Origin of the sequence: Parapedobacter lycopersici, assembly GCF_024643285.1 — a bacterium.
Classification (GTDB): Bacteria; Bacteroidota; Bacteroidia; order Sphingobacteriales; family Sphingobacteriaceae; genus Parapedobacter; species Parapedobacter lycopersici.
On record NZ_JAMSLW010000002.1, the window covers coordinates 166,234 to 180,645 of the forward strand.

Annotated in this window: 13 protein-coding genes; 12 read left to right on the top strand and 1 reads right to left on the bottom strand. The window is 47.5% G+C overall.

Annotated features, from left to right (window positions below; all coding sequences use genetic code 11):
• Window positions 1-46 precede the first annotated feature (46 nt).
• From NEV57_RS04890 to NEV57_RS04945, 12 genes are all read left to right on the top strand, one after another.
• Window positions 47-904, top strand: coding sequence for a UDP-2,3-diacylglucosamine diphosphatase (locus tag NEV57_RS04890; RefSeq protein WP_257657183.1), 858 nt, complete (start codon window positions 47-49; stop codon window positions 902-904).
• Window positions 905-1,014: 110 nt separating this feature from the next.
• Window positions 1,015-1,995 (top strand): DUF6427 family protein, encoded by a 981-nt coding sequence (locus NEV57_RS04895; protein WP_257657184.1) that lies wholly within the window; start codon window positions 1,015-1,017, stop codon window positions 1,993-1,995.
• 181 nt (window positions 1,996-2,176) lie between these two features.
• Window positions 2,177-2,869 (top strand): phosphoribosylformylglycinamidine synthase subunit PurQ, encoded by a 693-nt coding sequence (gene purQ / locus NEV57_RS04900; RefSeq protein ID WP_257657185.1) that lies wholly within the window; start codon window positions 2,177-2,179, stop codon window positions 2,867-2,869.
• Between the two features lie 40 nt (window positions 2,870-2,909).
• Window positions 2,910-4,208, top strand: coding sequence for a BamG family beta-barrel-assembly machinery protein (gene bamG, locus NEV57_RS04905; protein WP_257657186.1), 1,299 nt, complete (start codon window positions 2,910-2,912; stop codon window positions 4,206-4,208).
• The gene (gene lptC / locus NEV57_RS04910; protein ID WP_257657187.1) at window positions 4,201-4,836 is read left to right on the top strand and encodes an LPS export ABC transporter periplasmic protein LptC; all 636 of its coding nucleotides are present in this window, start codon (window positions 4,201-4,203) and stop codon (window positions 4,834-4,836) included. The genes bamG and lptC overlap by 8 nt, the downstream gene beginning before the upstream one ends.
• A 135-nt stretch (window positions 4,837-4,971) precedes the next feature.
• The gene (locus tag NEV57_RS04915) at window positions 4,972-5,859 is read left to right on the top strand and encodes a CE1 family esterase (RefSeq protein WP_257657188.1); all 888 of its coding nucleotides are present in this window, start codon (window positions 4,972-4,974) and stop codon (window positions 5,857-5,859) included.
• Window positions 5,860-6,023: 164 nt separating this feature from the next.
• Entirely contained in the window at window positions 6,024-8,126 is a 2,103-nt protein-coding gene (locus NEV57_RS04920; protein ID WP_257657189.1) for a peptidylprolyl isomerase, read from the top strand.
• A 63-nt stretch (window positions 8,127-8,189) separates the two neighbouring features.
• Window positions 8,190-8,705 carry a DUF2480 family protein gene (locus NEV57_RS04925; RefSeq protein ID WP_257657190.1) on the top strand — a complete coding sequence of 172 codons (516 nt, stop codon included), beginning with the start codon at window positions 8,190-8,192 and terminating at the stop codon, window positions 8,703-8,705.
• A gap of 31 nt (window positions 8,706-8,736) precedes the next feature.
• Window positions 8,737-9,513 carry a DUF3108 domain-containing protein gene (locus tag NEV57_RS04930; RefSeq protein ID WP_257657191.1) on the top strand — a complete coding sequence of 259 codons (777 nt, stop codon included), beginning with the start codon at window positions 8,737-8,739 and terminating at the stop codon, window positions 9,511-9,513.
• A gap of 17 nt (window positions 9,514-9,530) precedes the next feature.
• Complete coding sequence (locus NEV57_RS04935; RefSeq protein WP_257657547.1) at window positions 9,531-10,106, top strand: DUF3109 family protein; 576 nt, start codon at window positions 9,531-9,533, stop codon at window positions 10,104-10,106.
• A 67-nt stretch (window positions 10,107-10,173) separates the two neighbouring features.
• A complete protein-coding gene (locus tag NEV57_RS04940; protein WP_257657192.1) occupies window positions 10,174-11,145 on the top strand; it encodes a polyprenyl synthetase family protein in 972 nt (323 codons plus the stop codon).
• Window position 11,146: 1 nt separating this feature from the next.
• Window positions 11,147-12,199: a TerC family protein gene (locus NEV57_RS04945; protein ID WP_257657193.1), complete on the top strand. Its 1,053-nt coding sequence runs from the start codon at window positions 11,147-11,149 to the stop codon at window positions 12,197-12,199.
• Window positions 12,200-12,226: 27 nt separating this feature from the next.
• On the opposite strand, the gene NEV57_RS04950 is transcribed toward NEV57_RS04945, so the two are convergent.
• Window positions 12,227-14,374, bottom strand: a complete 2,148-nt coding sequence (locus tag NEV57_RS04950; protein ID WP_257657194.1) for a prolyl oligopeptidase family serine peptidase — start codon at window positions 14,372-14,374, stop codon at window positions 12,227-12,229.
• Window positions 14,375-14,412: the final 38 nt, after the last annotated feature.

A 14,412-nucleotide genomic window follows, 5' to 3' on the forward strand; every position in this document is an offset into this window, starting at 1 on the left:
TGGTTATGAACTGCAAACAATTATCACCACACACAACCTGCTGCTTATGCAAAAACGGGATGTAGACCTGATTATTATCTCAGATGTACACCTTGGCACATATGGCTGCCATGCAAAAGAACTTTTACGTTATCTTAAAAGCGTAAAACCCAAGCAGCTTATCCTGAATGGCGACATTATCGATATCTGGCAGTTCAGCAAACGGTATTGGCCGGAATCCCACATGAAGGTTGTCCGGAAGATCCTCAAATTTGTGGCAGAGGGCGTACCCGTTACCTATTTAACAGGAAATCACGATGAGCTGTTGCGCAAATTCGCTGATTTCCGCCTTGGGTCACTTACCTTAACAAATAAACTCACCCTACGCATCGGGAAAAAAAGAGCCTGGGTATTCCATGGCGATATTTTCGATGTGACAATGCAACATTCCAAATGGCTTGCGCGGCTGGGAGCTGTCGGTTATGATAGCCTGATCCTGCTGAACAGCCTGGTTAACTGGATGCTGGAAAAATTGGGCCGGGATAAAATGAGCCTCTCAAAAAAGATCAAGAACAGCATTAAAAATGCGATAAAGTTCATCAATGATTTTGAAGTGACGGCCGCTTCCCTTGCCATTGAAAAGGGGTATCAATATGTAGTATGCGGGCATATTCATCACCCCGAGATCAAGCAGATAGAAACGGCGCTTGGAACGGTAACCTACCTTAATTCGGGCGACTGGGTGGAAAACCTGACCGCCCTGGAATGCCATCGCGGGAAGTGGCAGATCTACCGTTACCAGGCGGAAGATTATGCGACGGCAGACCCGGAGCCTGACGGGGCAGAGCACGATGATCTCAGTGAAAAACTGGATATCAAACGCTTGCTGGAAGTGTTGAAATCAGAGCCTATGGTGGCGCTATAGCCTCGTCGGTGAGGCCGGATACCCCGCCAGCCGATACGGCATGCTTGAAATTAGCAATGGCCGATTGGCTAAATTATCTTAATATTGTAGCACAAAGACGTGCATACAAAATGATCGATCAATTCCGGAAATACACACCGCTCAATATCCTGTTGTTATCCGTTGTGGGGGTATTGCTGTGCCTGGGTGTCTTTACCCACCTTCCGGAAGGCCTGACCCCCGTATTTTTTGAACCCGCAATCAGCAATTTCACCGGCAAGTTATATCAGGGAGCAGTTTCTCCCGAACTCAATGCCGTGATCACACTGGCGCTGACCATTGTCCAGGCATTGCTGATCAACCAGGTTGTCAATACCGCAAACCTGGTTGGCCGGCCAAGTTTTCTGGCCGCGTTGATGTACCTTGCCCTGGCCAGTCTGATTTTGCCATTTCTAGTATTGTCACCTATCTTGATTTGCAATTTTCTGTCTATTTGGATGCTGAGTAAATTACTTAGCCTGTACAGACGGACAGAAATCAAGCCCCTGATGTTTGATCTGGGCATGATTGTAGCCTTGGGAAGCCTGGTGTATTTCCCATTTATTGTGATGCTGCTGCTGCTTTGGGGTGCGCTGATCATCTTCCGTCCATTCGACTGGCGGGAATGGCTGGCTGCTTTTATCGGCTTTATCACCATTTACTTTCTGTTGGGTGTACTGTATTTCTGGCTTGACCAGCTGGACACATTCTACCGGATCTGGCTGCCGTTAACACATCCCTTTCCAACATCTGTCCATATTGAAATGTATGATTACCTGGTATTGGTCCCCGTAATACTCATCCTGGTGCTCTTCCTTTTTACGTTAAGGCAGAACTTTTTCAAAAGCGTCGTACACATCCGGAAATCTTTTCAGCTGCTGTTCTGTATGCTGCTGCTGACGGTGCCCTCCTTCTACCTGAATGCGGAATTAGCGGTCAACCATTTTCTCCTGTGTGTACCCCCGATTGCCATTTACATGGCTTATTACTTTAACTACGCAACCAAACGGTGGTTCTACGAAAGTGTCTTTGCCCTTTTACTGCTGACCAGCATCTACTTCCAGTTCTTCTAATTATTTATTATACAGCTTTTTAACCTTTTTTAACAAAAAGAATGTGTGGCGGGAGCTAAAAATTAGATAGCTTTGCATACATTTTACGGGTGGGAGGCCACCTTTATTACAGGCCATGCTGCAACAGGATACCCCCGTGGTTTATTTAGTTAATCGATTATCATCAATTTAGCATATTTACATGAAGTTCGGTGTCGTTATATTTCCGGGTTCCAATTGTGATGAAGACATTATCCACGTCTTGGGCAACGTTATGGAACAGGAGGTGGTTCGTTTATGGCATAAAGACCATGACCTGCAAGGGGCGGAATTTATCGTATTGCCCGGTGGTTTTTCTTATGGCGATTACCTGCGCTCGGGCGCCATTGCCCGTTTTTCTCCGATTATGCAGGAAATCATTGCGTATGCCAAAAAAGGAGGATACCTTATGGGAATCTGCAACGGTTTTCAGATTCTGACGGAAGCCGGATTGGTGCCGGGTGCATTGCTGCACAACCAGCAGCGGAAATTCATCTGTGACAATATCTACCTGAAAGCCCAAACCAGCGATTCAATAATCACTTCCCAACTGGAATTGGACAGGGCCTATAAAATTCCGATCGCACACGGCGAGGGCAATTATTTTGCGGATGAAGCGACATTAAACGCGCTAAACGACAACGATCAGGTATTATTCCGGTATTGTGATGCCGCCGGTAACATCGTGGCTGACGCAAACCCCAATGGCTCACTGGAAAATATCGCCGGTGTGTGCAATAAATCAAGAAACGTATTCGGTTTGATGCCGCATCCCGAGCGCGCCTCGGAAAACATCCTGGGCAATCAGGATGGCATAGGCATTTTTGAATCCATACTCCATACCGCATTATCGTAATCAGTTCACTCATTACATGCACAAAGCTCCCTCAAATTACATGCGTATCGTTTCAAAAGTTACTTTTTTTGTTGCATTTTTTATGCTGGCGGCTACGCTGGGTTATGCACAGCGGTCGACCACCAGCTCTCCATACTCACGCTTTGGCATCGGCGAATTGCGTGGCGATAACCTGCCGCAAAGCCGGGCAATGGGTGGTATCTCTACCGGCGTGCGTTACCTGCAGGGCTATGGCAATATCAACGTCATCAATCCGGCATCCTACTCTGCGCTGCTGCTTACCACCATTGACGTGGGCGTATTTGGCAACATCAACCAGTTAAGCAAAAATCAGCATTCCGAAAACGCGTATAATTTTGCATTAAGCCACATTAATTTCGGCATCCCGCTTGGGCGGCCGGGTGGAATCAGTTTCGGTATCCTGCCTTTTTCAGACGTAGGCTCCAGTTACTCTATTCCCGGTACAGTTGACACAACGAATATCAATACGGTATACGCGGGTACGGGTGGCACAACCAAGGCGTACCTCGGATATGGCATCCAGCTTAATAAAAATTTCAGTATTGGCGTGAATGCAGGCTATATTTTCGGTACGCTCAACAACATTAATTCCATCGAGTTCCCAAATGATGTGGGTGCACTCAATATCCGGACAGATAACAGCCGTTATGTCAAAGGATTCAGCTATGACTACGGCATACAATACTTTCAGCCGCTGAAGAACGAATTAAGCCTGACCATTGGTTATTCGGGAACAGCGGGCACATCCCTCCGGGCGAAAGCCTCGCAAGTAGTGACAGGTACCGCGACCAGCGTGGCCGAAGACGAGGAAAACCTGCCGTTAGATACGATTTCTACCTTTGAAGGCCAACGATATTCGATTAAAATGCCGATGAAACACAGCATCGGGTTTACGCTGACCAAAACCAACAAATGGATGGTGGGAGGAGATTTTAATTACGCCAAGTGGAGTGATTACCGGGAAGGGGCAACCGATCCCGGGTTTACGGACAGTTATGGATTTGCTGTCGGTGGACAATTCACACCCGACGCGTCTTCAATCAATTACCTCAACCTGATTGACTACCGCCTCGGCTTCAAGGCCAACAAATTATACCTCAATTTGCAGGATCAGGACATCAAGCAGATGGCCATTACCGTGGGATTTGGCTTTCCATTGGCTTCGCTTTTCGGCGGAACGTTCTACAAGATCAACTTCTCCAGCGAATTTGGCCAGATGGGTACGCTTTCAAACAATTTGGTCCGTGAACGCTATATTAATTTTAACTTAGGGTTTACACTCAATGACCGCTGGTTCGTCCGGAGATCGTATGATTAATCATGCCGACCATGCCATGTTTACCAAGACGACATTAACTGACTATACATTCCCCGCCCCAAAGCGGGGTTTTGTCCTTTTGTTTCTGGCAGCAATCAGCTTATTGGCTTCCTGTGAAACGGATTTAAAGGAAGTCGACCGCATTGCAGCCATACAGGCAGAAGAACCGGTGGATATTTCCAGGGGCGTCACTGTAGTTTTCAGTGACTCAGCCGTTGTACAGGCAAAAATGAGCGCACCTGAAATGCGGCACTACAATGTGGAAGATCCGTATTATGAATTTCAAAAGGGGGTTACCATCATCTTTTATGATGAACACAGCAAAGAAACCCAGCGCATTACCGCCGATTATGCGATTCAGAAAGAGGCCGAGGAGTTAATCGAATTCCGGGGAAATGTGGTCATTACCCGCGCGGACGGTTCCGTCATCAAAACCGAAGAACTCATTCACAGCCAAAAAGACAATACGTTTTATAATCATGTGCCGATCACCGCGCATTTTAAGGATGGCAAGGGTGATTTTATGGGATCTTCCTTTCGCTCGGATGGAAATTTTGAAAATATTGTGGTTCAAAATTCAACCGGATTGTATATTTTCGACGGCAACCAGGGACCGTCTTTTCGCTAACGGCGTTCACCGGCTATTTTTTCAAAATGGATGGGCTCTGCCCTGAACAAGACCAAAAAAACAGCTAATATGATCAACGGTTTAACTAAAAACATTGCAATATTTCAACGATCATTTTTCCTATTACTGTGTGCAATGGCCCCGGGCTTGCTCGCTGTTGCCCAGCACGCAAAAGATCAGGGGGTACACACCGCGACGGTCAGGTTTGACGGGATCGACCGTAAATACATGTATTACATTCCTTCAGCATATGATGCAAAAGCCAGATTACCGATTGTATTCTTCATTCACGGGTATGGCGCCAGTGCCCAGATCGGCGTAGATGTACTGGGGCCGCAATTCCATCAGCGTGCCGATCGGGATGGTGCGATCGTGGTTTATCCGGAAGCGACATCCAAGCACTGGAATGACAGACTGGGCGGTAGCTTCCCGGCAACAGATACCATCGATGATGTGGCTTATATCAATCATTTAATCGACCTATTCATCAGCGATTTTAAGGGTGACCCCCGCCGGGTCTATGTGTCCGGAAGTTCAAATGGCGGGATGATGACTTACCGGTTAAGCGTGGACATCCCCGGGAAAATAGCCGCCATCGCACCCTTCATATCTGCCATCAGTCCGCAGGTAGCTGCTACATCGGTCGATGCCGAGCCGATTCCTATCATTATCACAAGCGGAACTGCTGACAGTGTTATCCGATGGGATGGTGGACCTGTCGACGTGATCAATACCCCCCGATTGCTATCCGGTGATCAGAACGTAGCGTACTGGGTGGCAAGAAACGCGACCAAAACCAATGCTAAGGTGCGTGTCTTACCTGATATAACCCCCGATGATGAATCGACCGTTGAAATACAGCATTACCCAGGCAGGTACGATGTCGTGCTTTACAAAATCATAGGGGGAGCGCACCGGCATCCCACCCTTCGCGAACCGGGAAAGCCCCTTGTACCCGGACAGAACATGGATTACAATTCCTTTGAAACCGTATGGGATTTTATGATGCGCTATAAAAAATAATTACATAATACCGGTTTTTGAACGTTTTGCTCAATTTTGCTTTTTGATCCTATTTTTTTCATAAAAATCGTATCTTGCGCCTCATTTTCAGTAACTGGCTAAACCCGGTCTTACAACGGAATAATTAGAAAAAACAAAACAGTTTATATACAACTATGGGATTAATGAACTATTTGCGTAACCGGGCGGGGGTGGTTATCGTTGCTTTTATCGGTTTCGCGATTTTTGCGTTTTTACTGGGAGACGTAATTAATTACGGTACGCCTTTTTGGGCCAGGCATCAAAATCAGGTGGGGAGCATTAACGGGAATTCAATTGATATCAATGAATTTAACGCACAGGTAGACCAGACGTCCGAAATGTTCCGCCAGCAAATGGGTGGCGGTACACTGAATCCGCAGATGCGGTCGTGGGCGGTCCAGCAAGTCTGGAGCCAATACCTCAACCGGGCGTTGCTTGAAAAAGAAATTGAACAGGTCGGCCTAACCGTCGGCCAGCCCGAATTGAACGACCTGGTCCAGGGAGAAAACCCTTCCATGCAGATACAGCAGGCATTTATGAACCCGCAAACGGGACAGTTCGACCGCAACCAGCTCAACGGATTCATTGCCCAGGTTGGCAGCCTTCCTGCAGCCCATGAAGCGCACGGACAGTGGGAAGCCCTCCTGCAGAATGTAATTGATACCCGACTGGCTGCCAAATACACCGATTTGGTTAACAACAGTATTTATGTCACTTCACTTGAAGCAACGGAGGATTATAACCAGCGCAACAAACTAGCGAACTTCGACTATATTTTACTCGACTACAGTGCTATACCAGACAGTTCAGTAACTGTTACGGAGCAAGATTACAAGGCATACTACGACGAGAATAAAGGGGTGTTTAAGAATGCGGAAGAAACCCGCAGTTTGGAATATGTAGTATTTGATGCCAGCCCTACTGCCCAGGATACAGCCCGGGTACGGGAAACGATAACAGAATTAAAAGCCCAGCTGGCGGAATCGACTACCGATTCCCTGTTTGCTGCGGTGAATTCGGACACCAAATATCCATTTGCCTACCGCAAACGGGGTGAAATGGGTTCCGCGTTGGACTCGCTCATTTTCAGCGCATCACCCGGATCAACGGTCGGTCCGATCGTTTCGAATGGAACTTTCGAGATTGCAAAAGTAGTGGACGCGAAGGTGTGGCCGGATTCTGTAAAAGCCAGCCATATCCTGCTTAATCCAGCTGCTGAGGGCGGACTTGAGCGCGCACAGGCAAAAGCGGATTCCATCCGGAGCCTGGTACTCCAGGGTGAAAACTTTGCCTCGCTGGCTATCCAGTTCAGTGTGGATGAGGGCAGTAAAATCAATGGCGGCGAACTGGGTACTTTTGCACCGGGCATGATGGTACCCGTATTTGAAAACGCCGTATTCAATGGCAAAACAGGCGATGTACTCGTCGTCAATAGCCAGTTCGGCATCCACATCATCAAAATTATAAACCAGATCGGTTCATCACGCGTGGTCAAGGCCGCCATTGTGGATAAACAGGTAACCAGTGGTAGAGAAACCATGGATGCCGCATACAATAAGGCAACGCAGTTTTTTGGTGCGATCAACGGTAATAACTTCAGTGAGGTAGCTTCGGAGCAGCAACTTAATCCCTCAAAAGCAGAAAATATTACGGCAATGGAAACCATGCTGATGGGTACGGATGTGCCCCGGGAGCTTATCCGATGGGCTTTTGAAGCCGATCAGGGGGATGTTACTAACCAGGTGTACGAAGCGACAAATAAATATATTGTCGCCCGTGTGACCGATATTCAGGAAAAGGGCCAGCTTCCTTTGGAAGCCGTGAAAAAAGATATAGAAGCGGTAGTCCGAAACAGGGTAAAAGCTAAGCAGCTAATTGCTCAGGCAACTGAGGCATCACAGGGCGCAGCCAGCCTGGCCCAGATCGCAGGAAAACTGGGAAAAACACCGGTGGCCGCTGAAAATATTGTATTGGCTAATCCGGTAATACCGGGAGTAGCCCGGGAAAATACCGTAGTGGGCACTGTTTTTGGGCTGCAGCCTAAACAGCCTTCCAATCCGATACGGGGCGCACAGGGCGTGTACGTTGTGGAGGTATCGGGTTTTGTAAATCCAGCCGTACCCGAGGATTTGACAGCCTTGAAAAAACAACTGATGCAAGCCACTACCCAACGGGCGGGAGCATTGACGTTCCGCGCACTGCAGGATAAGGCAGATATTGTAGACAATCGGGCGAGGTTCTTTTAACCCGTTATTTTACGTAATTTTGTATCCGGGCAGTGGTTATACTGTCCGGATTTTTTATTTACTATGGAAATACAGGAGCACATTGTCAATAAAGTGGCACAAAGCGGATTGATTACCGTGGACCTTGCTGACTTCGGACCCCGGGGCGAACGGGTAATCTATGACATTAAAGATAATCTATTCCATGGTCTTATCCTCAGGGAAAAAGATTTCAGGGAGTTTGTCAAATCTCACGACTGGCAGCAATATAAAGGAAAATACGTAGGCATCACTTGTTCCGCTGATGCAATCATACCTACCTGGGCTTACATGTTGCTGGCCAACAGCCTGGAACCCTATGCCCAGGATGTCGCCTTTGGTGATGCGGACACACTGGAAACACTGTTATACGAACGGGCACTGGACGGAGTAGACATGGAGCGTTACCGCGACCAGCGCGTAGTAGTTAAAGGCTGCGGGGATATTCCGATTCCGGAGTCTGCATTTATTAAATTCACGGCAAAATTAACCAAAGTGGCCAAAAGCATCATGTATGGCGAACCGTGTTCAACTGTGCCGGTGTTTAAACGCAAAAGCTAAAACGGCATTTTATTTGCATATTGTTCTGTTGATGAAAAAAACAACTGCCTTTATATTCTGCTTCATCGGTGTGACCCTGCTGGCCCACGGCCAGCTTCCCTTCCGTAAAGAATCAGCGTTCCAGGCAGGAGAAGAATTGACCTACCGTTTGCGATATGGCATTATATCGGCTGCTGTGGGCGTGCTCAAGGTAGAAGACTCCAGTATTAAATTCAGCAGTCCCCATTCGTTTCATCTTTCCGCGAGGGGGCGTACCTCTTCGGCATTCAGTGTGTTCTATACGGTTGATAATCGTTATGACTCATACATTGACTCACGGACGTATTTACCCCATTATTATACGGAAAATATACGCGAAGGAAATTACAGGCGGACGGATATTGTACGGTTTGACCATCGGCGCCGCACGGTTGTCGGCAACAAGGGAACCTTCCAAAGCAATTCCGACCAGACCTTTGATTTACTTTCTGCCTATTACTTTGCGCGGAACCTGGATTTATCCAAGGTTAAGGTGGGTGATTCCTTTAAGCTCACCTATTTCCTGAACGACGAGATCGCCACGCTGGGCATCGAATATATCGGAATTGAAACCATAAAAACGGCCCTGGGCACACTGGAATGTCTTAAATTCAGTCCGGAGATCAAACCCGGCCGTATATTTAAAAAGGACAGTAGGTTATACCTGTGGGTAACCAACGACGGCAACCGGATTCCGGTAAAAGCCCAGGTCGAGATCCTGGTCGGATCGGTAACGCTGGAGCTGACCGATGCCAGCGGACTGAAGTATCCGCTTGGCGAAAAACAATAAAAAAACAATCAACCATGATGATCGAGGTAGGAGCGGTATTGGTAAGTGAAGACCTAATTAAAGAAGAATTTGTCTGCAACCTGCATAAATGCCGTGGTGCGTGCTGTATTGAAGGTGATGCGGGTGCCCCGCTGCATCAGACTGAACTGGCCGTTCTTAAGGAAATATACCCGCATGTAAAGCCTTATATGACGGAAAAAGGCATAGCCGCTGTGGAAGAATACGGCACACATGTTACCGACATGGATGGCGACCTTACAACGCCATGCGTGGGTGGGAATAAGGAATGTGCTTACGTTACCTGGGAAAACGGCATCACCAAGTGTGCTATTGAAAAGGCATATGAAAGTGGTGCGATCACCTGGAAAAAACCCATTTCCTGCCACTTATACCCGATACGAACCACCGTTTACCCCGAGTTTGAAGTATTGCACTACGACCGCTGGCACATCTGCCATTCGGCTTGTTCGCTGGGTAGGGAGCTGCATGTACCGGTATATGCGTTCCTGAAAGAGCCCCTTACCCGTAAATACGGTGCCGAATGGTACAGTGAGCTGGAAGCGGCCGCTGCCGAAAACGATTCAAACAAGTAAAAATATCTTAGTATCTTACGGCCGTTTTTACACCATCAGACAATATTCGTGTTTGCCGGACTTTTACATGATCAAACTAAGCGAAATACAGAAACCGATTGCTAAGGAACTTGAAATTTTCGAGGATAAATTCAAGGAATCGATGCGGAGCTCTGTTCCGCTGCTTGATCGCATCACCCATTACATCGTAAAACGAAAGGGCAAACAAATGCGGCCGATGTTTGTCTTTTTCTCGGCAGGGTTATGCGGCGGCATTAGCGAAGCGACCTATCGGGGAGCAGCACTGGTTGAATTGTTGCATACCGCCACCCTGGTGCATGACGATGTGGTAGACAACGCAAATGTACGACGGGGATTCTTTTCTGTTAATGCCCTTTGGAAAAATAAAATTGCAGTATTGGTCGGAGATTTTCTGCTGGCCAAGGGATTATCGCTTTCCATCCGCAACGATGATTTCGGCCTGTTGAAGATTGTCACCGAAGCAGTGGAACAGATGAGTGAAGGTGAACTGCTCCAGATTGAAAAGGCGCGTCGACTTGATATTGAGGAATCCATTTATTTTGAGGTCATCAGGCAAAAAACAGCCTCGCTCATCGCTTCCTGCTGTGCGTGTGGGGCGGCCTCGGCCGGTGCAGACCGCCACATTGTGGAGCAGATGCGTAATTTCGGTGAAAAAGTAGGCATTGCCTTTCAAATTAAGGACGATCTGTTTGACTTCGGTGTCGACGATGTGGGTAAGCCCCTCGGTAACGACATCAAGGAAAAGAAAATTACACTGCCGCTCATTTACGCATTGCAACAGACCGGCCGATCACAAAAAAGGCACATCATTAATCTGGTGAAGAACCATAATGAAAACGACCAAAAAGTAAAAGAAGTGATCGAGTTCGTTAAAACCAGCGGTGGTATGGAATATGCGACCACCAAAATGCAGGCCTACCAGCAGGAAGCATTTGATATCCTTGCCGACTTTCCGGAAAGCGCCTATCGGAATGGGTTGGAACAACTTGTAAAATATACTACAGAACGTAATAAATAGCATGAGCCACGAACTTATATTTTTTGGAGGATTTATCATTTTTATTGTCCTGATGCTGGCCATCGATCTCGGCCTGTTCAGCAAAAGCAATCAGGCAGTAAGTCTTAAACAGGCAGCGATCATGAGCGCGGTGTGGGTCAGCTTTGCCCTTGGCTTTTATGTATTGCTACGCATCTGGGGTGACGAATTGCACAATATTGAAAATTTTGCACAGCTTGCAGAAATCACGAAAAAACACCTGCACAACATCAGGCTGATCCCGGATGATTTTGCAGCAAGCCTAACCGCTTATAAAAACAACTTAGCACTGGAATACATCACAGGCTATGTGGTAGAATATGCGCTTTCCGTTGACAATATCTTCGTTATGGTACTGGTGTTTGGCTCCTTCGGTGTACGGCCGGAGTACTATCACAAGGTATTGGTATGGGGCATCATCGGCGCTATTTTACTCCGTTTTATATTTATCTTTCTCGGGGCGGCACTGATCAGCCAGTTTGGCTGGATACTGTATCTTTTTGGTTTCTTCCTGGTATATACCGGCGTCGTAATGTTCATCAACCGCAACACAGATGATGAGATAGACCCGAAGAATCACAAAGTAGTTAAGTTTGCTTCTAAATATTTCTCAGTATACCCCGATTTTGTCAATGGGCATTTCTTTCATCGGGAAAATGGAAAAAAATACATTACACCGCTTTTTCTGGTCCTGTTAGTCATTGAATTTACAGACCTTATTTTCGCGGTTGATTCCATTCCAGCCATATTTGCCGTTACCAAAGATCCGTACATTGTTTTCTTTTCCAATATTTTTGCCATTCTTGGTCTGCGGTCTATGTTTTTCTTGCTGGTCAACATTATCCACAAATTCCATTACCTGAAAACGGGATTATCCTTTTTACTGGTCTTTATCGGCGCCAAAATGTTGCTGCACCATTGGCTCAGTGAATGGGGATTTACGACCGCACATTCGCTCATCGTGATTGTAGGTATCCTAGCCATCAGTGTAATTGCCTCTTTGATGTTCCCGAAAAAGGCGGAAACCCCGGCATAGCATGCTGACATGGCGCTTCATCCCGACTTATTTCGGGTTGTAAGTGACCCCCGTATTTTGGAACAGGAAAGCCCATTTGTCCGCTTGCTCCGCAATAATCATTGCAGTGGGCTTACCTGCGCCATGCCCCGCTTTCGTTTCAATACGGATGAGCACCGGCGCCTCTCCCCTATGGTATTGCTGTAAACGTGCGGCAAATTTAAACGAATGCGCGGGTACTACCCGGTCATCGTGGTCGGCCGTCATTACCAACGTAGCCGGGTACACCGTACCGGATTTCAGCGCATGGTAGGGAGAATAAGTATAAAGGTAAGCAAACATCGCTTCATCATCGTCCGCGGTACCGTAATCATAAGCCCAGCCCGCCCCCGCGGTAAATTTGTGATAACGAAGCATATCCAACACCCCTACTGCCGGAAGCGCCACACGGAACAATTCCGGCCGTTGTGTCATTGCCGCCCCTACCAGCAGGCCACCATTGGAGCCACCGGCAATTCCCAGTTTCCCGGGGGTGGTATATTGTTCGCGAATCAAGTACTCCGCTGCGGCAATGAAATCATCAAACACATTTTGTTTTTGGCGTTTTGTTCCCGATAGGTGCCATTGCTCGCCGTATTCACCACCGCCCCGCAGGTTGGCCACAGCATATACCCCGCCCTGCTCAAGCAGAATAATCGTTGATATGCTGAACGAGGGAGTAAGGCTGATGTTAAATCCACCGTAACCGTACAGCAATGCCGGATTGTTTCCATCCAGCTTGAGGCCTTTCTTATGCGTAATAATCATCGGTATTTCCGTACCGTCTTTCGAGCGATAAAACACCTGTCTGGACTCATACAGCGAAGGGTCAAAATCCACACGCGAAGCGTTGTACAGCTCCGATTTCCCGGTTCCGATATCGTATTTGAAAATCGTTGGCGGATAGATATAGGAAGTAAAAGAATAATAGAGCATCTTATCGCCGGGTTTTGCGCTGAACCCACTGGCTGAACCCACATCCGGCAGCTCGATTACCCGTTCTAATTCTCCCTTTCGGTTATACTGATGCACCAATGAAGTAGCATCTTTAAGGTAATTGGCAAAAATTTTGCCTCCGCCGGTACTGGGACTCAATACGTTCGCTGTTTCCGGAATGAAATCCCGCCAGTTTTCGACAGCCGGGTTACGTGCATCCACAGCAACGATCCGCCCATTCGGAGCGTCCAGATTGGTGTAAATAAATAGTGTATCACCAGCATGGTCGATAATGCCGTGATTTTTTTCAAAATTATCGACGACTTGAACAATAGCATTATCCGGTTTCGACAGGTCCCGGATATACAGCTCATTTCCTGTAGTGGTATTAGCCGCGGAGATGACCAAAAACCGTTCATCATCCGTCAGGTAAGCGTCTATATAACGCCGCGGCGTGTGCGAACCGCCAAAGATCAGCACATCTTCGTCCTGGGGGGTATCCAGCCGGTGAAAATACAGTTTATGCTGGTCGGTAATACCCGCCAGCGTACTGCCCTCCCGGGGTTTGTCATAACTGCTGTAGTAAAAGCCGGTATTGCCGTGCCAGGCCAATCCGCTAAATTTCACATCAACCAATGTATCCCCTACAATGGATTTATCCTCGGCACGGATGACGATTACCTTGCGCCAGTCTGAGCCTCCTTCTGAAATCTGATAAGCCACCAGACTCCCGTCTTTGCTGAATGCGATTCCGGCAAGAGACGTCGTTCCGTCTTCGGAAAATTTATTCGGATCGAGGAAAACTTCTGCCTCACCGTCCTCTCCATGCCGGCGATACAGCACATGCTGGTTCTGCAAGCCGTCGTTCTTATAAAAATAGGTATAGCTACCCTCCTTAAACGGTGCAGTGTACTTTTCATAATTCCATAGTTCCTCCAACCGGTCGTATATAGCCTTTCTGAACGGAATCTGTTCGAGGTACCCATTAGTTACTTCATTCTGGGCGTCTACCCAGGCTTTTGTGTCGCGCGCCGTATCATTTTCCAGCCATCGGTAAGGATCAGGCACCTTATTTCCGAAATACGTATCGACCACACCCCCTTCAGGCGTTTCCGGGTAAGGCAATAAGGCAATATCCGAAGCCGGTGCGATGCCATTTTGATGATGACATGCGGTTGTTGCCAGTGCGGCAAGTACGATAACCCCAATTGGCTTGCTCATTTAAATACGGATTAGTATCAGACAAAACTAACAAGATC

Coding starts and splice junctions, on each gene's coding strand:
- NEV57_RS04920 (WP_257657189.1), top strand. CDS start 6,024: ATGAACTATTTGCGTAACCGGGCGGGGGTGGTTATCGTTGCTTTTATC.
- NEV57_RS04940 (WP_257657192.1), top strand. CDS start 10,174: ATGATCAAACTAAGCGAAATACAGAAACCGATTGCTAAGGAACTTGAA.
- NEV57_RS04915 (WP_257657188.1), top strand. CDS start 4,972: ATGGCCCCGGGCTTGCTCGCTGTTGCCCAGCACGCAAAAGATCAGGGG.
- NEV57_RS04895 (WP_257657184.1), top strand. CDS start 1,015: ATGATCGATCAATTCCGGAAATACACACCGCTCAATATCCTGTTGTTA.
- NEV57_RS04950 (WP_257657194.1), bottom strand. CDS start 14,374: ATGAGCAAGCCAATTGGGGTTATCGTACTTGCCGCACTGGCAACAACC.
- NEV57_RS04935 (WP_257657547.1), top strand. CDS start 9,531: ATGATCGAGGTAGGAGCGGTATTGGTAAGTGAAGACCTAATTAAAGAA.
- purQ (WP_257657185.1), top strand. CDS start 2,177: ATGAAGTTCGGTGTCGTTATATTTCCGGGTTCCAATTGTGATGAAGAC.
- NEV57_RS04945 (WP_257657193.1), top strand. CDS start 11,147: ATGAGCCACGAACTTATATTTTTTGGAGGATTTATCATTTTTATTGTC.
- NEV57_RS04925 (WP_257657190.1), top strand. CDS start 8,190: ATGGAAATACAGGAGCACATTGTCAATAAAGTGGCACAAAGCGGATTG.
- bamG (WP_257657186.1), top strand. CDS start 2,910: ATGCGTATCGTTTCAAAAGTTACTTTTTTTGTTGCATTTTTTATGCTG.
- NEV57_RS04890 (WP_257657183.1), top strand. CDS start 47: ATGCAAAAACGGGATGTAGACCTGATTATTATCTCAGATGTACACCTT.
- NEV57_RS04930 (WP_257657191.1), top strand. CDS start 8,737: ATGAAAAAAACAACTGCCTTTATATTCTGCTTCATCGGTGTGACCCTG.
- lptC (WP_257657187.1), top strand. CDS start 4,201: ATGATTAATCATGCCGACCATGCCATGTTTACCAAGACGACATTAACT.